At 53.4% G+C, this 15,317-nt stretch carries 21 protein-coding genes; 3 read left to right on the top strand and 18 right to left on the bottom strand.

Annotated features, from left to right (window positions below; genetic code table 11):
* Positions 1-97: 97 nt before the first annotated feature.
* From CEE36_09620 to CEE36_09565, 12 genes are all read right to left on the bottom strand, one after another.
* Entirely contained in the window at positions 98-556 is a 459-nt protein-coding gene (locus CEE36_09620; protein TKJ40538.1) for a hypothetical protein, read from the bottom strand.
* The gene (locus CEE36_09615; GenBank protein ID TKJ40537.1) at positions 553-1,932 is read right to left on the bottom strand and encodes an aldehyde dehydrogenase; all 1,380 of its coding nucleotides are present in this window, start codon (positions 1,930-1,932) and stop codon (positions 553-555) included. The genes CEE36_09620 and CEE36_09615 overlap by 4 nt, the downstream gene beginning before the upstream one ends.
* A 128-nt stretch (positions 1,933-2,060) precedes the next feature.
* The gene (gene gcvH, locus CEE36_09610; protein ID TKJ40536.1) at positions 2,061-2,480 is read right to left on the bottom strand and encodes a glycine cleavage system protein H; all 420 of its coding nucleotides are present in this window, start codon (positions 2,478-2,480) and stop codon (positions 2,061-2,063) included.
* A gap of 45 nt (positions 2,481-2,525) precedes the next feature.
* A complete protein-coding gene (gene dsrH, locus CEE36_09605; GenBank protein ID TKJ40535.1) occupies positions 2,526-2,819 on the bottom strand; it encodes a sulfurtransferase complex subunit TusB in 294 nt (97 codons plus the stop codon).
* An 8-nt stretch (positions 2,820-2,827) separates the two neighbouring features.
* Positions 2,828-3,187 (bottom strand): hypothetical protein, encoded by a 360-nt coding sequence (locus tag CEE36_09600; protein ID TKJ40534.1) that lies wholly within the window; start codon positions 3,185-3,187, stop codon positions 2,828-2,830.
* A gap of 2 nt (positions 3,188-3,189) precedes the next feature.
* Complete coding sequence (locus CEE36_09595; protein ID TKJ40533.1) at positions 3,190-3,540, bottom strand: hypothetical protein; 351 nt, start codon at positions 3,538-3,540, stop codon at positions 3,190-3,192.
* Between the two features lie 9 nt (positions 3,541-3,549).
* Positions 3,550-3,801: a SirA family protein gene (locus CEE36_09590; protein ID TKJ40532.1), complete on the bottom strand. Its 252-nt coding sequence runs from the start codon at positions 3,799-3,801 to the stop codon at positions 3,550-3,552.
* A 26-nt stretch (positions 3,802-3,827) separates the two neighbouring features.
* Positions 3,828-4,256: a hypothetical protein gene (locus CEE36_09585; protein ID TKJ40531.1), complete on the bottom strand. Its 429-nt coding sequence runs from the start codon at positions 4,254-4,256 to the stop codon at positions 3,828-3,830.
* Positions 4,253-4,492, bottom strand: a complete 240-nt coding sequence (locus tag CEE36_09580) for a hypothetical protein (protein ID TKJ40530.1) — start codon at positions 4,490-4,492, stop codon at positions 4,253-4,255. Before CEE36_09580 ends, CEE36_09585 begins: the two co-directional genes overlap by 4 nt.
* A complete protein-coding gene (locus tag CEE36_09575) occupies positions 4,473-5,384 on the bottom strand; it encodes a CoB--CoM heterodisulfide reductase subunit B (GenBank protein ID TKJ40529.1) in 912 nt (303 codons plus the stop codon). The genes CEE36_09580 and CEE36_09575 overlap by 20 nt, the downstream gene beginning before the upstream one ends.
* On the bottom strand, positions 5,377-5,985 hold the full coding sequence (locus CEE36_09570) for a heterodisulfide reductase (protein TKJ40540.1): 609 nt from the start codon (positions 5,983-5,985) through the stop codon (positions 5,377-5,379). The genes CEE36_09575 and CEE36_09570 overlap by 8 nt, the downstream gene beginning before the upstream one ends.
* 26 nt (positions 5,986-6,011) lie before the next feature.
* Positions 6,012-6,884: a heterodisulfide reductase subunit F gene (locus CEE36_09565; GenBank protein TKJ40528.1), complete on the bottom strand. Its 873-nt coding sequence runs from the start codon at positions 6,882-6,884 to the stop codon at positions 6,012-6,014.
* A gap of 211 nt (positions 6,885-7,095) precedes the next feature.
* Between CEE36_09565 and CEE36_09560 the strand changes: the two genes are divergently transcribed.
* Together CEE36_09560 and CEE36_09555 are read left to right on the top strand one after the other, a co-directional pair.
* Positions 7,096-7,716, top strand: coding sequence for a hypothetical protein (locus CEE36_09560; GenBank protein ID TKJ40527.1), 621 nt, complete (start codon positions 7,096-7,098; stop codon positions 7,714-7,716).
* 12 nt (positions 7,717-7,728) lie between these two features.
* On the top strand, positions 7,729-8,370 hold the full coding sequence (locus CEE36_09555) for a hypothetical protein (GenBank protein TKJ40526.1): 642 nt from the start codon (positions 7,729-7,731) through the stop codon (positions 8,368-8,370).
* 137 nt (positions 8,371-8,507) lie between these two features.
* Here CEE36_09555 and CEE36_09550 read toward each other — a convergent pair whose 3' ends face one another.
* The 6 genes from CEE36_09550 to CEE36_09525 form a co-directional block, all read right to left on the bottom strand.
* The gene (locus CEE36_09550; protein TKJ40525.1) at positions 8,508-8,996 is read right to left on the bottom strand and encodes a hypothetical protein; all 489 of its coding nucleotides are present in this window, start codon (positions 8,994-8,996) and stop codon (positions 8,508-8,510) included.
* A 98-nt stretch (positions 8,997-9,094) separates the two neighbouring features.
* Positions 9,095-9,655: a hypothetical protein gene (locus CEE36_09545; GenBank protein TKJ40524.1), complete on the bottom strand. Its 561-nt coding sequence runs from the start codon at positions 9,653-9,655 to the stop codon at positions 9,095-9,097.
* Positions 9,656-9,788: 133 nt separating this feature from the next.
* A complete protein-coding gene (locus CEE36_09540) occupies positions 9,789-10,523 on the bottom strand; it encodes a hypothetical protein (GenBank protein ID TKJ40523.1) in 735 nt (244 codons plus the stop codon).
* A gap of 284 nt (positions 10,524-10,807) precedes the next feature.
* Positions 10,808-11,668 carry a hypothetical protein gene (locus tag CEE36_09535; GenBank protein ID TKJ40522.1) on the bottom strand — a complete coding sequence of 287 codons (861 nt, stop codon included), beginning with the start codon at positions 11,666-11,668 and terminating at the stop codon, positions 10,808-10,810.
* A gap of 173 nt (positions 11,669-11,841) precedes the next feature.
* Positions 11,842-13,242: a glutamate synthase (NADPH), homotetrameric gene (gene gltA, locus CEE36_09530; protein TKJ40521.1), complete on the bottom strand. Its 1,401-nt coding sequence runs from the start codon at positions 13,240-13,242 to the stop codon at positions 11,842-11,844.
* Positions 13,235-14,101, bottom strand: coding sequence for a ferredoxin-NADP reductase (locus CEE36_09525; GenBank protein ID TKJ40520.1), 867 nt, complete (start codon positions 14,099-14,101; stop codon positions 13,235-13,237). The genes gltA and CEE36_09525 overlap by 8 nt, the downstream gene beginning before the upstream one ends.
* 347 nt (positions 14,102-14,448) lie before the next feature.
* Here CEE36_09525 and CEE36_09520 point away from each other — a divergent pair, with 347 nt between their 5' ends.
* Positions 14,449-15,300, top strand: coding sequence for a hypothetical protein (locus tag CEE36_09520; GenBank protein ID TKJ40519.1), 852 nt, complete (start codon positions 14,449-14,451; stop codon positions 15,298-15,300).
* Positions 15,301-15,317 lie beyond the last annotated feature (17 nt).

Here is a 15,317-nt window from a genome sequence, read left to right as displayed (position 1 = left end):
GTAAAGGTTCGCCTGGCTGGTGACAGGGTCTTTCTAGGTGGCAAGGCTGTTACAGTATTTCGGGGTGAGCTTCTCTCTGTTTAGAGCAAGGCCTGTCCTACAACTCCTTCTGCATCTTACGCATGACGGTGCGGTAGCCGAGCCCTTCGTAGAGTTTGAGCGCGGAGACGTTCTCCTCGGCTACGGCAAGCTGGATTACCTTCATCCCTTTCTTGCACGCCCAGGATTCAACCTCTTTCATAATCGCCCGGGCGATTCCCTGGCCGCGGTGGGATTGGCTCACTCCGATCATATCTAAACTGATGTATGGTGCAGGCGTGCAATCATCCGGTGTATGCTCGATCTCGGCATAGGCGAAACCTGCGATCTGGGAATCAGCTTCAGCAACCAAAAGCAGCTTCTCCTCATTATTGATTGATTCGGCAAACAGTTTGTTGTAGAACTCCACCTCTCCCGGCTCTCCCGTCCCTTCGAATGGCGCAACTTCTAAGCACAATGAGGTAATCGTTTCTATGTCCGACTCGACCGCAGGACGGATTCTAAAGCCGGTGTTCATGATAAATCGAAGAGGTATAGTTTTCCCTCAGTCATCTCTCTGACGGCGTAGGCCGGGCCTTCGCGGCCAAGGCCTGAGCCTTTCATCCCTCCGTAGGGCATAAGGTCAACCCGGAAGGTAGGGATCTCGTTCACCAGCACCCCGCCGGCGTCTATTCCGTCGCAGGCGCGAAACGCCTTCTTAAGGTCGCGGGTGAAGACAGCACCCTGCAACCCGTAGCAGGTGGCGTTGACCCGCTCGATTGCATCCTCGAGGTCGCGGACAGGATTGACGACAACTAAGGGTGCGAACGCCTCCATCTTGATGAGCTTTGCATCTTCGGGTACGTGGGTGAGTATCCACGGACCCAGGAGAGAGCTTTCGCGTTTGCCTTCTAATACAACTTCCGCGCCTCGAGATTTGGCCTCATCTATCCAGGAAAGAATGCGCTCGATTTGTTTCCCCTCGATCATTGGACCTAGTTCGGTTGCCTCGTCGAGTGGGTTACCGGTTTTGAGGGTAGAGACTTGGGAGACTAGCAAGTCGAGGAATGGCTGGTAGACTTCCTCTTCCACGTAGACTCTTTGGGTGGAGATGCAGACCTGGCCGGCAAGGGAGTAGCCACCGATGCGTATACGCTTGGCTGCGCGCTCGAGGTCACCATCTTCAAGGATCACCACCGCGGAGTTTGAGCCTAGCTCTAATGCGATCTTCTTGAGACCAACGTGACGGGTGATCTCCTCTCCTACCGCCTTGGAGCCGGTGAAGGTCACCATGCGGGGAACAGGTGAAGTGACTAATGCGTTGCCCACGGTTGAGCCTGGGCCGATCACCACCTGCAAAGCTTCTTTTGGGACTCCAGCTTCATGGAGAGCTTCGACTAGCTTGATGCCGGAGAGCGGGGTAACCGATGCAGGCTTTAGCAGCGCGCTGCATCCGGCGGCCAATGCTGGACCCAGCTTGTGGGCGACGAGGTTTAAGGGAAAGTTGAAGGGCGTGATCGCTGCCACCACCCCGCACGGGACCCTCCGGTAGAAGCCCTGCTTATTGGGGTGATTGGCTGAAGAGAATGGAACCTCCTCGCCTGCCAGTTTCATCGCTTCGATTGCAGAGAGCCGGAGGGTATTAACGCATCTTGCCGCCTCCCCGGAGGCCTCCCGCCAGGTCTTGCCTACCTCGAGAACTAAGGTGCGGGCAAACTCCTCGGAGCGCTCTTTTACGATGTCTGCAGCTTTGTTGAGTATCTCGGCCCGGCGCTGTTGGGTGATGTCCCGCATCTTTACCAGGCCGCTTTGTGTTAAGGAGAGTTTTGCAGCGACAGAAGATTCACTATCCTGGTCCAGCTCGGCGATTACGGAATTATCGTATGGGTTAAATACCTTTAATTTCTCAGCCATTGTCTCCTCCAGAAATGTCTTCACGTAGTGCGAACCTTTAGGTTCGCCTTCGATCTTTTACCGCTCGCCGCAAAATGAGAACTACTTTTCGGGGTCCCCGCGGACGCACGTAGTGCGTTCGTGGGGTGTTACTTCGCGTGCTTGGCGATCTCCGTCTTGAGCCAGGTGGCAGCCGCTTCGCCGTGCATGAGAGCGTCAACCTCAGCGGAATCGGCTGGTTTCATGGTAAATATCCAGCCCTTCCCGTAGGGATCGGAGTTCACGAGCGTAGGATCGTCCTCGAGCTCTTCGTTGACCTCTACGACCTCTCCTGCCACAGGCGAGTAGATCTTGCCCATCCACTTGCCGGTCTCGTATGAGCCAATCACTTCATCTGCCTGGGCCTCAGAGGAGGTCTCAGGCAGTTCGATGAAGGAGAGCTCACCGGAAAGCTTCTGGCTGAAGTCGTTGAGGCCAACACGAATGACATCGCCTTCCTTGCGAACCCACATGTGTTCCTTGTGATAAAACAGCTCATCGGGAAGATTGTATCCTTCTATCTCCGCCATGCTACCTCCTTTGTCTTTAGGAGCAAAGTCCTGGGGGCTTTGCTCCTAGGAAATAATACGCTTTGCGTTTTCGATGAGCTTGGTAAGCCCATCGTAGTTAATTACCTTATCCTGCGGGGCAGAAAGCCCCCGGGCCGTTAGATCCTCCTTGAGAAAGCGCACCGCCACGCCCGAAGACTCAAGCTCGGCCAGCTTCTCGGAGAGATCCTTCGGCCCCTTCACCGCAAGCACCGCATCCTGGGCAAAGCAGATGGTGTCGCCTCGCTTGGCCAGACGGGCAGCCAGCTGCCACGCCGTGCGCTCAAAGGTGGAACGGGTCACAAGGTAGAGATTCTCCATACTCCCACCTAACTGAAGGTTATAACGTGGTCGACCGATGAGATCAAACCACGCAGTTTGTCATCATCAAGGAATTCTACCGATATACAGTCTTCTTGCAAGAGTCCGCGTTGGGTGAGGGAAGGGAGGTGGACGTATAGTTTGGCACCGAACTCAGTCAACTGAGAGTAGGCATCGGAGAGCCTGTGCATCTGGAGTGCTTCAGGATTCTGTCCCTTTAGAGCGACCATCACCCCGTCGTCTACAAGGACAACGTGCGTTTGGATTCCCATACTCGCGAGACCAATCAATGCGCGGAAACCCTCGCCAGCTGTGGCCATCCCGTAAGGAGCCGAACGGATGAGGACGGCTACCTTCTTTGCTTCCATGACTAGAATCCAAAGGAGAGAAAACGGTCGCACTCCTTGACGTAGTTGGAGAACACGACCATACCCGCAAGTTTTGTGCCTTCAATGATGTCGGTCCTCTTCAGACCTCGGAACTTTGCACACGTGCCGCACGCCCGTATCTTTGCACCTTTCCGGGCAAGTTCAGCCATTATCTCGGCAAGGTTGCGTTCCTGGGGAGACTGTATTCCTTTGTCAAGATTGAAGACCCCGTCTTCGTAGAGAAACATCCTTACCTCGTGCCCCCTGACCAAAAATCGACTGGCAAGTTGGTAGCAGGTGTCTACGTTCTGAGACGTGTAAGGGCCTGTTCGTAGAAGAAAACCGACAGTCATCTATCCATCCTAGAAAGGATTGAAAGTCCTATAGACCTTCCGACGGATGTAGAATTTTAATGTATCACCCTCTTCCTCCATGCCCAGAAACTCGTTACCTGTCTGGTCGCACCAGGCGGGGAAGTCCTCACGCGCACCTTCATCGTCGGCAAGAATCTCAAGAACCTGCCCCATCTCGATCTCTTTTATCTTCTGGGCGGTCTTGAGCACAGGTATGGGGCAAAGCATCCCTCGCGCGTCAAATGTGTGGTCTTTATCCATTTCTGTTCTCCCTCCTACAAACAGATCTAGGTTGCCTCTTTGGGGGGATCGAACTCATCCAGCACCTGCATCAGGTATCCGATGTATTCAAAGACCGGCCCGCCGCCCATGGCAAGGGCGATGTTAGCCGCATCCAGGATCTCGGCGCGCGTACACCCCACCTGGACGCAGATCTGGGTATGCAGGTTGATGCAGGGGCGGCAGTGCTGCACCAGGACTATCGCCAGTTGCATCAGCTCCTTGTACTTCGTGGGTACCGTGCTTTCTTCCTTGGTCTTGCGCCAGAACTGCATGAATGCGTCAGCCGCCTCCCCTGCCTGTCTGCGGTAGCGCGCCTGGGCTTTAGAGATTTTCTTTTGTTCCGGCTCCTCAGGAAAATGTGTATTGCGGGCGTCAGAGGGAGGTGCTGTGTTACGGGTGTTACGGGTACGGGAGGGTGTGTTACTGGGGGTCACGACGGCCACTCCTCGGCCTTGGCCCGGAGAAGATCTCGCAGATTGTCAAGAGAGGAAAGGAGTTCTTCGTCTAAGATATCTGCATCTATCTTATCGGGATCGAAAAGCTTACCGTCAATCTGAAAGGTCATAAGCTCAGGAATCATCTCGGCACCCCTCACCCCTTCCCGTATCAGGAAGAGAGCGTGCCCTAATGGGATGTCGTCTTCGAACTCGTCAGGTAGTTGTTTTTTCACTAGTCACTCCGATCCGCTCAAGGATCTTGCTAGGTTTTACACGATTGATCTTGAAGCCCAGCTCGTCAGGGTTATAACCCAGGGCCAGTCCCAGAAGCTGGGTATAGTAGATACAGGGCATCGCGAACCCCTGCTCCAGCTCCTTCTCGATCTTTTTTTGATTCTGCTCGTACATGACGTTGCAGAACGGACAGATAAGTATCATCGCCTCGGAGCCTGACTCCTTGATGCTTGCAAGCTTCTTGCCCACCATGGCGTAAGCCACGTCGACCCGAATACCGAGTATCGCACCGCCGCAACAGAGTTCCCGCTCCGAGTATGGATTGCTACGAGCGCCGGTGGCGTTGATGAGATCGTCGTAGACGTGCGGGTTCTCAGGATCGTCGAAGTCCTCGAACGCCTCTGATGGCTTCGTGAAGTGGCATCCAGGATGCGCACCCACGGCAAGGTTCTGCAGGTCAACCTTAACCTCTTGTTTGATGCGGTCGATGCCGACGTCCTCGTAGAGCAGCCGCGCGAAATGGTGGACATTCACCGTGCCCTTGTATTCCAAACCATCTTTTTTAAGAATCTTGTTCACCTCAGCAAGTTTGTCGGAATCGTTCTTAAGTTCGTGGTTGGCCTCGACCTGTGTACCTGTGCACGCGGTGCATAAAGTGACCATGTCCAGCCCCTGCTTCTCGGCCAGGGCCAGATTGCGGGCGGCCATGACTAAGGAAGAGCGCTGATCCACGGATTTGATAGGAAAGCCGCAGCAGGTAAATTCAGGGATGTCAACGAGCTCGATACCGAAGTGCTTGGCGATAAGTCGGGCCGAGAGCTCGTAGTTCTGCGCACGAACAGGAACGGTGCAGCCTAGATAGAGCGCGTACTTCCGCTTAGCGTCACTCATTAGAGCCTCCCTCGGTATTCCCAGATTGAGGTAATTCCTTGGACTCTTTTGCTTCCGTAGAATACTCGTAAAGTCCGGTGGCCTTGAAGATGGCCTTTATGGGGTCCGGTGATTCGGTGAGTTCGGGCAAGCGGATCTTTGCGCGCTTCTTGTTGACGAACGAATCGGCCTCGTAAAGCCTGCCGTGGCCCTGGATAAGATCTATCTGTGCGGTGAACGCGGGATGGATGTAGCCGTTCTTCACGGCAAGGTTCTTTAATGCGTTCATCATCTCGGTGATGCGCACGTCCTGGGGACAGCGTTCGAAACAGGCATAGCAGGTTGAACAGAGCCAGACGAACTCAGAAGATAGCACTTCCTTCTTCATTCCCAGAAGCGCCATGTGGATAATGCGTCGGGGGTTGAAGGTCTCTTCGATTGAGCGGACCGGACAGGATGCGGTGCAGGTTCCGCACGCATAGCACCTGGTGATGAACTCCCCCGAAGGCTCGGCCTGAATCTCGTATTTGAAGTTGGGGTCTAATTCATCAAATTTGATCACTTTCGGTTCCTGGGCCTTGGTGACCTCTTCAACCGCTTCCGCGTCTTGGTTTTCGTTCATGACCTTATCTTCTCCCAAAATTCCTCCTAATACTCGTGGGGCAGGGCTTCCAGTTGGTCGAGGGAAAACACCGGCCCGTCCTTGCACACGTAGTAATGCCCGATGTTGCAGCGCCCGCACTTGCCTATCCCGCACTTCATGCGGCGCTCAAGAGATGTGTAGATCTGCTCCGGTTTGAAGCCTAGCTTCGTAACCACGGGCAGGGTGTAGCGTATCATCGCAGGTGGCCCGCACATTAAAAGCAGAGCATTATTCGGGCTTGGGGCAATCTTCTCGGTGACGGTTGGAACGAAACCCACAAGACCCTTCCACCCCTCGGCCTCTTTATCCACGGTGAGGTGAATCGAGATGTCGTCGCGCTTGGACCACTCCTCCAGCTCGTCTTTATATAAGAGCATACCCGGGGTGCGCGCACCGTAGATAACGGTAACGTTTTTGTAATCAGCTCGGTGCCCGTCGAGAAGCCAGCGGATGACCGACCGCAGGGTAGTAAACGCGAAGCCGCCCGAGACAATCACGAGGTTGGAACCCTTGAAGCGCCCCAGGGGATACCAGTTTCCCAGGGGGCCGCGCATGCCGGTGGGATCGCCTGCATCAAGCTGGTGCATGGTATTTGTGACCAAACCAGCGCGATTTACGGTGAACCGCACGTAGTCTTGCTCGGTGGGTGCCGACGCGATACCGAAAGGCGCTTCCCCTTTGCCTAAGATAGAAACCTCGCAGAACTGACCGGGCAGGAACTTGAAAGATTCCTTATCTTCGGGGCTTACGAACTCCAGATCAAACGTCTTAAGCATCCCGTCCTCGGACTCCACTCGTATATCTTTGATTCGCATGGGCACAGGCAGGTAAGGATTCGAGCGCTTGAAGAAAAACTTCACCGCAGGAGATTGTTCCATTAGCCGTGATTATAGGAAAATCGGCATGGATGTCAATGAGGAAGAGTCCTTAAGTCAGGTTTGAGTCCTACTCGTCAGGTTTGAATGCAATTCGGCGCACTTTTTGCGCGAAATTTGACGGTTTTGGGGGAATGGAAGGCCGGATAATGTTTCGGAAACACATATTGACAATAGAATACATTTCCTTACACTATTCTTAGAAGGAGGTTTTATGCAAAAGAAAATACACCTCATCACCCTCTCACTTATCCTTATCGGAGGGATATGGATGACCAGCTGCGTCTCCCCTTACTACGGCACGGCAAGGATAGAGCCGGGATTGAACCTCAATGCCGGAGCGGCCCTGAGTACGTTCGTGGTGGTTCCCATATGCGGTGTGTCAACCGAGGAGTTCGGTGTACGTGGAGATGTAGAACTCGGCTACGGGATTGGTCAGTACCTGAGCCCGTACATTCGGTTAGGAGGCGGAGTAAGTTTGGATGCAGGTTTCCTGGACCCAGGGGTGGGACTTCAACTGTCTTTACCTGTTGAGTACATAACCCCCGCTCTGCTTGCCGAAATAAATCTCCATATGGGGGAACCTACGTTCTCACCTGCTTTTCTTCTAGGAATCGGACGTGCAGAGAAAGTAACGCTGGGGATACGAACACAGTTAGCTGTTGTCAATCCAGGAGATCAACCATATTCCTCTATGGAGATTTTTGTTAACACACATCTTTCTTCCCCGTGGTCGATCTTTGTGGGACTGGAAGCGACCAGTGTGATTGGTGCCTTCCAGGGCGAAGCTTTTCCCCTTACAACACTTGGAGTAGGTTATTCCTTCTTCAGATAAGAGGATGTCTTGATGCGAAAGAAGAGATACATTCCTTTCGTTGCTCTGGCCTTGGCGGTCTTAATGACTAGCTGCGTCTCCCCTTACTACGGTACGGCAAGGATAGAGCCGGGATGGCAGCTTGATACCGGCCTAGGACTGCATACCACCCTGATTCCGGTGCTTGACGGTGGTGACCCCGTTTATGGTGTCGGCATAAGATGCGACGGAGAAATAGGTTACGGGGTGGGGAAATACCTCAAACCGTACGTGAGAGGAGCGGTCGGGCTCAACACCGCCTACCTGGGGTTCGCCGACGCCGGTATAGGGTTTCAAACAGCATTGCCCTTAGGACCGATCGCCCCTGCGGTGAAGCTGGAACTTAACCCCATGATGGGAGAACCAACCTTTTCGCCTGCTTTTCTTTTGGGAATAGGGCGCGAGGAGCGGGTGACCCTGGGGGCAAGAACCCATTTTATAGTATTCGGCGCCCCGTACTACCCTTTCTTTCTGGACGTTTTTGCCACCGCTCACATCTCTCCCCGCTGGTCAATATTCGCTGGTGCCGAGATTAACTCCTTCATTGATACCTTCGATGACGGCGACGGCTATCCCTTCTTCACGGTAGGGGCTGGTTACAAGTTCCCGCCCTTACGAGGCAAAACAAGGCTTTGAGGATTTGAGCAAGGTAGTGGCGACGCAGGGCCTGCCCCGTGAGATGTTGTACATCTCATAGGGTATAAGTCGCCCCTACAGATTCCGCGTAATCTGCGGTTTTCATTGCTCCTTTTGAGCGAAGCTCAAAAGAGCATCTACCAAACGTACCGCAAGCCTATGCCCACCCCGGGCGAGGCGAAGGAGTAGGGTTCATTGTAGTAATCCCTGCCGTAGTAAGACCGCGAAGGTCGCGAGTAGAAGCCGCCTTGAACCTCTGGGGTAACGGAAAGCCACCTGTCCTTGCCCATCTTGAAGAGGAGCCAGTCAGCTCCCACAATAAAGGCGGTGGAAAGCCCCCATTTTGTCTCCAGTGACCACCAGTCCCAGTAATCTTCATACTCATAGTCATCCCAGTCTTCAAACCACCCCTTCACATACCATGCGCCCACCCCTGCACCCAGATAAATCCTGAATCGGTTATCCGGGTTCACGATCTTGAGGATGCGCAGCGCACCAGCCACGTGGTAGGTGGAAGGGCTGGTAACAGGGTTATCTAACCTTCCGCGGGCCACGATCTCAAACCCAAGGCCTTCCGCAGAAAGAAGCCGGTAAGCGAGGCCTTGTCCAAGGAAATCGGCATGCATGCCGACACCCTGTTCAGCCAGAACTGGCGTGCTAAGCCCAGCCGCTAACAAAAGCAGCAGTGTTACTTTACAGGTCATGGAACCGGACATACCCGCGCCTACCAGTTATAGCTTATCCCGAAACCAATATCAGGGAACCAGAAGCGAGTTTCTGCTTCCTCGAAGGTCCCGTAGGCACTGGAACTCATATCGCGTCTGTAAAGGAATCCGGTTTCAAGCTCAACCCTGAACCTGTCAAAACCTTGATCCTTGTCTTTGACAAGGATCTGCATAAGGATCTGCAAAGGAGCTATACTGGCTCCCACGTAGATACGTCCACCCAATCCAATATAGCTGCTGGATCCGTAGATCTCGCCCGTGCTGCCAAAACCCAGCCCGACGTAAGGTGAAAGCCACTTATCCTGTGAGAACATCACCCCGCCCCTGAGGCCGACGCTGTAGAATATATCCTGACCGCCTTCATCGTAGGTAAACACCCCTATACCGTGAGGGGCCACGAACAAAGCAGCCTGCTCCTTTAGCGGAACAAACAGGCGGAACTCAAGCCCGCCCGAGACCGGATCAACCCTGCCGCCGAATCCGAAACGATAGGATGCCGCGGCAACCGCAGGGATAAGCAATGTGCACACAACGAGTGCAATGGTTATTCTTTTCAACATGCACGCCTCCTTTTCAATAAGGTAACTATAAGGCTGAACCTGGAAGTTGTCAATACCCCATCCCGCGCAACTACCAGAGGGGAATCAAAGCAAGGGGTCCCCAACGAAACACGTCGTGTTTCTTTGGGGTAAATTAGAACCTGAACCCAGTGGAAAGCCCGAACTCCGGATAGAAGACGATCTCGTTCCCGTTTGCCACGAAGAGGACGTTCCAGTCAAGGTCGAGGCCGAAGAGCCAGCTGAAGTGTTCGACTTTGACCGCCGCCACCTGGAGACCGAGGTTAAGCCGCATCCCCATGCGCTTCTCGTTTTCGATGATCTCTTTGATCGCTTCCTCGGGGTTGTTGTAAAGCTCGATGATGCGGGGGATATCCTTGCTGAGATCATTGACATACTGGTTCACCAGAGAGTCGGTAGCGGCAGGGATGAACCAGTTGTGGGTTAACTGCAGACCGAGAGGAAAGAGCACCCTGCCCTCGGCGGCGCCCAACGTCTTCTGGACGCCCCAGGCGAACTGGGTGTGCAGGTAAGGAACCTGGGCAGTGGTATCGATGCGGGATGGTAGGAGATAAGGTACACCCAGGTTATGGAGGCTGTCCACCAGCACAGTAACCGTGTAGTTCTTGTAATGGGTGACGATGTCGAGGGCAAAACCGATGGAGCGCTCGTCTTCCAGCGAGATGCCCAGATGGAAAAACCCGGGAGGCGGGATAGCCGGCCGACTGCCCTCCACGTAAACGTGGGTGTTGGGATTTAGGTACGTACCCTGTGCTTCCTGGATCCCGTATAGTCCTGCGCTCCAGCCTGCGTTAAGTCCGAAGTGCCAAGGGGCCGAGATAAGAGCAATTGATACAATCAACGCGTTCATGTTACTTCCTTCGTGTTTTGGGGGATTATACAGTGAATTATTTGGAGTGCAACAACCGCGTTGTTGCAACCTTCATTAGGATTCTTGGGGTCCCCGCGAAGCTGCGGAGCAGATTCGTGGGGTGTAAAATCCCCCTCCCTGGTGGCGTTAGTGCTCCCGTCGAGTGAGGGGGCTAGGGGGAGGGGAACAAATGCTCCTTTTCCGCTACGCGAAAAAGATCGCAGAACCTCGTAGGGGCCGACCTCAGCGTACCCCCTTCGGGTATTAGGTCGGCCCGAAAACCATTATACCAACCCTAAGTATTTTTGAATATCTCTGATTGCCGCATTGACAACCTCCCAACATATCTTACAAGTATCTTCGTCCGGCACTACCTTACGCTTTCTCTGCTCACAAGGATGAACGAGATTCCGATAATCGCGTAGAGTGTGACTGAATTCCTTTGCATCTTGCTGAATCCAACCACACTCATGTGAAACATCTATAAGATTGCTTAGAGTCCAATCCCTGATCTTTTTAACTCTTCCTGACTTATCCTTAGGTGCCGCAGTAGTGGTATTGGCTTGACCGGGATTGTTCGCTACAAGAGAAAGAAAAACACCTTCAAGAATGCTGCCCATCAAAATAATCGCTGAAAGATGAGCACCAGAATCAACACAGATAACGACTTCCTTCCATCGGCTTTCTAAATAAGGAGCTAGGGTCGCATCAGCAGTCAGCTTTGCAAAATCGGGAAGTGGTATCGCAAACTGTTTTTGAGAAGGCTCTGGTTCAGGAATTGAGGCGGTGATTTCCTTAACTTTGGGTATCACACCCTCAAGAATAACTTTTAATCCTTCAATCGCAAGAATCTTATTCAATCTATTAACTACTTCATTTAAAACTTCTGGTTTCCCCACATATTCTTTAGGGTTAGCTAGCCGTAATACAACCCTTTCTATATTCTCACCCCAAGGATCTGCGTTATATTCTTTTAACCTTTCTAAAGCCCACCACCATCTAGTTGAGCCATCATGGTTTGGACAATCTAAGCCTGCGTCCCTAAAAAACACATGTAGCTCCCTACCTGTCCTGTAATGAGGACCACCATCACCACAAATGAGGCTAGCTAAGGCTTCTAAGGTTTTACCATCTAAGGGCTTCATTTACTTCTATCGCCTCCGTGTAAATTGTTATATTATGAATCTAATTATTTGAATGTCAAGTGGGCACAAGTAGGCCAGCCTTTCGGCTGGCCCCACAATCTACTGAACACCGTAGGGGCACGGCATGCCGTGCCCCTACCAAAATAATCTGTGCCAATCTGCGAAATCTGTGGTTACCACTCGCCGGTAGTGAGATACTCGTGCATAGAGCGGGCGGCTTTGCGGCCGGCGCCCATGGCCAGGATTACGGTGGCCGCACCGGTCACGATGTCCCCGCCAGCCCAAACACCCTTCTTGGTGGTCTTGCCGGTCTCTGCATCGGCCACGATGTAGCCCCACTTGTTGGTCTCAAGACCGGGGGTCGAGGAGGGAACCAGGGGGTTGGCCCCATTGCCGATAGCCACCACCACCGTGTCCACGTCCATCTTGTACTCCGAGCCTTCGATTGGAACCGGCCTGCGGCGGCCGGATGCGTCCGGTTCACCCAGCTCCATCTTTAAAAGCTCAACCTGCTTCACGCGCCCGGCCTCGTTGCCTATGTAGCGCACAGGGTTGAGCAGGAAGTTGAATATGACCCCTTCGTCCTCGGCGTTCTCAATCTCCTCGTCACGTGCGGGCATCTCCTTACGGGAGCGGCGGTAGATGATGTGGGCCTCCTTGGCTCCCAACCGGAGGCTGGAACGAACCGCGTCCATGGCCACGTTGCCGCCGCCTATTACTATCACACGCTCACCCACCCGGATTGGGGTGTCGTACTCAGGGAACAGATAGGCCTTCATCAGGTTGATGCGGGTAAGGTACTCGTTGGCCGAGTAGACCCCGACCAGGTTCTCGCCCGGTATGTTCATGAACCATGGAAGCCCTGCACCCAGACCAAGGAAGCAAGCCTCGTATCCCATCTCGAAGAGCTCGTCCACCGTAGCGGTACGGCCGACCACGAAGTCGAGCTTGAGTTCCACGCCTATCTTTTCTAGTATTTCGCACTCGCGCGCCACGATCGCCTTGGGCAGACGGAACTCGGGGATGCCGTAAACCAAAACGCCGCCAGGTTTGTGCAGCGCTTCGAATAACGTTACCTTGTGTCCCAGCCTGGCCAGGTCCGCAGCCACGGTGAGTCCGCCCGGACCCGAACCGACTACCGCTACCTTGTGCCCGGTAGATGGGGCCACTGAGGGAACGTCCATCTTACCCTCTCTTATCTCCCAGTCGGCAACGAAGCGCTCCAACCGGCCTATTGCGACCGGCTCAAAGCGTTTAGAGAGAACACAAACTATCTCGCACTGCTCCTCCTGGGGGCAGACCCTGCCGCAAACACCGGGCAGGAGGTTGGTCTCGCGTATCTTGGCCAGAGCGCTCTCGAAATCTCCTTCTGCTACGAGCTCGATGAATACGGGAATATCTATCTCCACCGGGCAGCCCTCTATACAGAAGGGCTTCTTGCACTGGATGCAGCGCTCGGCCTCCTTTTGGGCAAGTTCGGCGCTGAAGCCTAATGCCACCTCGTTGAAGTTGCGGATACGCTCTTTTGGTCTCTGCTTGGGCATCGCCTGACGGGGGATCTTGGTATCAGGCATCTTGTGCCCCCCAAGGGGTATGCTCATCTCCAACCGCGGCCTGGTAGCGTTCGAGCGAGATCTTTTCTTCTTCCTTGAAGGAGGCCAGACGTTTTAAGAGCAGATCGAAGTTCACCTTGTGGCCGTCGAACTCCGGTCCGTGCACGCAGGCGTAGCGGGTCTCACCGCCGACCTCTACCCGGCAAACCCCGCACATGCCGGTGGCATCTATCATGATTGAGTTGAGCGAGACCATCGTCTTTATGTTATAGTGGCGGGTCAAATCGCAGACCGCCTTCATCATGATGGCAGGGCCTACAGCGATGATCTCGGCGATGGGACGACCTTTTTCCAGATGGTCGGCAAGCTCGGTGGTCACGAACCCCTCGCGGCCGTAGGAGCCGTCGTCGGTGGTGACGTAGACCTCGTCTGCAAAGGAGCGGAACTCCTCTTCCAGGATCACGATATCCTTCGAGCGATAACCGAGAATGGCGATCACCTTGTTGCCAGCTTCCTTGTGCTTGCGGGCGATGGGCAGGACTTCGGCTGAGCCTACGCCGCCAGCGATGGCGAACACCTCGCCGTCAAGTTTTTCGATGGGTGTAGGATTACCCAGTGGCCCAATTACGTCGGCTATCTCGTCACCGGCATTCATTCGCCCCATCTCGAATGTAGTCTTACCCAGCTCCTGCACGTAGACGGTGATGGTTCCCGCTTGCGCGTCCGCGTCGGCGATAGTGATGGGGATGCGTTCACCCTTCTCATGCAACCGAAATACAACGAACTGTCCGGGCTCTCGCTTTTGGGCAATGATGGAAGCCTCGATTACAAAACGGTTTACCTCGGGATTTACGCGTTGGCGCTCAACGATACGGAACATCCAGCCTCCTTGGGGGGTTCAATTTCAAAGTTCGTGATTATACGGGGTTTGGAATGCTGTGTCAATCAGAAAAGCACCCCACGAACCCGTCAGCCTTACATCGCACTCGTCACAAAAAAGCTGGTCAAAAGTTGGTCAAAAGGTGGTCAAAAGCTACCCAAAAGTTGGACAGGGTTCAATGCCTAAGCTGGACAAAAGGTAGACAAAAGTTGGACAAAAGTGGGACAAAGTTCCGGGGTCCCCGCGGCTTCACGAAGTGAAGACGTGGGGTGTCAGTTCGTCAGGTTTCAATGGTGTTCTTCAGAAAGGGAGCTTACACTGGTTGGTAAATTCACAAAGGAGAGAAGATGGGTACTAACATAAACGGATATGACGGTCATTTCACGGGGACAAGCAAATATGGGAAATGTGTTTATAACGATCACATCACCAGAGCCAGGACATGGCTGGCTATGAGGCTAGTTGGAGCATCCCCCAACCCCAGCGACCCTTGTCCTGTTGACGAGAGGGATGTGAAGGCAGATTTCCCCCTCTCATACAAAGGGCAACCAAACCCCGACGACTGGACCAATCCGACAAAAACGGAAAACGGCAAAAAGGTAGTTGTTTATCCTCTGAAGCACCTTAACTCAAGCTTCAGGGAATGGGAAAATCATCTATGTATATCGAGTGGGGACTACCGCATCACAAACGAAACAAATGATCTGAAGTTTGCCACAGCAAACGGAATGATTCGCAACCCGAAGATTTACATCTCCGGGTACTGTGCGGCACTTGCCGTTATACGTGCAGGGATCATGCACGAGGTATACGAGATGCGTGTAGGGAGCAAGTACGCATATTATAATCTGCGTTTCCAGGGTGGGAGTGGTCTATGTCATAAGAACGCGGCGAGTCGCGAAAAAAAGGTTACTACTTTTGAGGATCCTTCCGAGACCATGATGCGCAAATTGAACACTAAACTCTGCAGATACGAACTGGAAGTAATCTGTGATAAGATTAAGGAACAGAAAGGCAGAGAAGATTGGCTCTACAGGAAGTGTAAAGCTATCGCCGAGGAGATAAAGAACACCAATCACAAGTACATACCTGGGTATTGTGAGATATACGTTCGGCAAGCTTATCAGAATCCTCGTCAATCTCAAATAGGCAAATTCTTCGAGGAGGCAAAGAGGAGGAGGATACGGTTTTCGCATTGACAAAGGTTTACTTTCGA

This window comes from candidate division TA06 bacterium B3_TA06 (assembly GCA_005223075.1).
Classification (GTDB): Bacteria; Hydrothermota; Tepidihabitantia; order B3-TA06; family B3-TA06; genus B3-TA06.
Note: the sequence above shows the minus strand (reverse complement) of the source record. Positions and strands in the feature narration are given on the sequence as shown.

What these genes read in the sequence shown, in the direction of transcription:
- CEE36_09550 (TKJ40525.1), bottom strand. Translation starts at nt 8,996, where the DNA reads ATGCATGCCGATTTCCTTGGACAAGGCCTCGCTTACCGGCTTCTTTCT.
- gltA (TKJ40521.1), bottom strand. Translation starts at nt 13,242, where the DNA reads ATGCCTGATACCAAGATCCCCCGTCAGGCGATGCCCAAGCAGAGACCA.
- CEE36_09525 (TKJ40520.1), bottom strand. Translation starts at nt 14,101, where the DNA reads ATGTTCCGTATCGTTGAGCGCCAACGCGTAAATCCCGAGGTAAACCGT.
- CEE36_09575 (TKJ40529.1), bottom strand. Translation starts at nt 5,384, where the DNA reads ATGAGTGACGCTAAGCGGAAGTACGCGCTCTATCTAGGCTGCACCGTT.
- CEE36_09620 (TKJ40538.1), bottom strand. Translation starts at nt 556, where the DNA reads ATGAACACCGGCTTTAGAATCCGTCCTGCGGTCGAGTCGGACATAGAA.
- CEE36_09565 (TKJ40528.1), bottom strand. Translation starts at nt 6,884, where the DNA reads ATGGAACAATCTCCTGCGGTGAAGTTTTTCTTCAAGCGCTCGAATCCT.
- CEE36_09560 (TKJ40527.1), top strand. Translation starts at nt 7,096, where the DNA reads ATGCAAAAGAAAATACACCTCATCACCCTCTCACTTATCCTTATCGGA.
- CEE36_09570 (TKJ40540.1), bottom strand. Translation starts at nt 5,985, where the DNA reads ATGAACGAAAACCAAGACGCGGAAGCGGTTGAAGAGGTCACCAAGGCC.
- CEE36_09595 (TKJ40533.1), bottom strand. Translation starts at nt 3,540, where the DNA reads ATGACTGTCGGTTTTCTTCTACGAACAGGCCCTTACACGTCTCAGAAC.
- CEE36_09600 (TKJ40534.1), bottom strand. Translation starts at nt 3,187, where the DNA reads ATGGAAGCAAAGAAGGTAGCCGTCCTCATCCGTTCGGCTCCTTACGGG.
- CEE36_09590 (TKJ40532.1), bottom strand. Translation starts at nt 3,801, where the DNA reads ATGGATAAAGACCACACATTTGACGCGCGAGGGATGCTTTGCCCCATA.
- CEE36_09540 (TKJ40523.1), bottom strand. Translation starts at nt 10,523, where the DNA reads ATGAACGCGTTGATTGTATCAATTGCTCTTATCTCGGCCCCTTGGCAC.
- CEE36_09545 (TKJ40524.1), bottom strand. Translation starts at nt 9,655, where the DNA reads ATGTTGAAAAGAATAACCATTGCACTCGTTGTGTGCACATTGCTTATC.
- gcvH (TKJ40536.1), bottom strand. Translation starts at nt 2,480, where the DNA reads ATGGCGGAGATAGAAGGATACAATCTTCCCGATGAGCTGTTTTATCAC.
- CEE36_09535 (TKJ40522.1), bottom strand. Translation starts at nt 11,668, where the DNA reads ATGAAGCCCTTAGATGGTAAAACCTTAGAAGCCTTAGCTAGCCTCATT.
- CEE36_09520 (TKJ40519.1), top strand. Translation starts at nt 14,449, where the DNA reads ATGGGTACTAACATAAACGGATATGACGGTCATTTCACGGGGACAAGC.
- CEE36_09555 (TKJ40526.1), top strand. Translation starts at nt 7,729, where the DNA reads ATGCGAAAGAAGAGATACATTCCTTTCGTTGCTCTGGCCTTGGCGGTC.
- dsrH (TKJ40535.1), bottom strand. Translation starts at nt 2,819, where the DNA reads ATGGAGAATCTCTACCTTGTGACCCGTTCCACCTTTGAGCGCACGGCG.
- CEE36_09615 (TKJ40537.1), bottom strand. Translation starts at nt 1,932, where the DNA reads ATGGCTGAGAAATTAAAGGTATTTAACCCATACGATAATTCCGTAATC.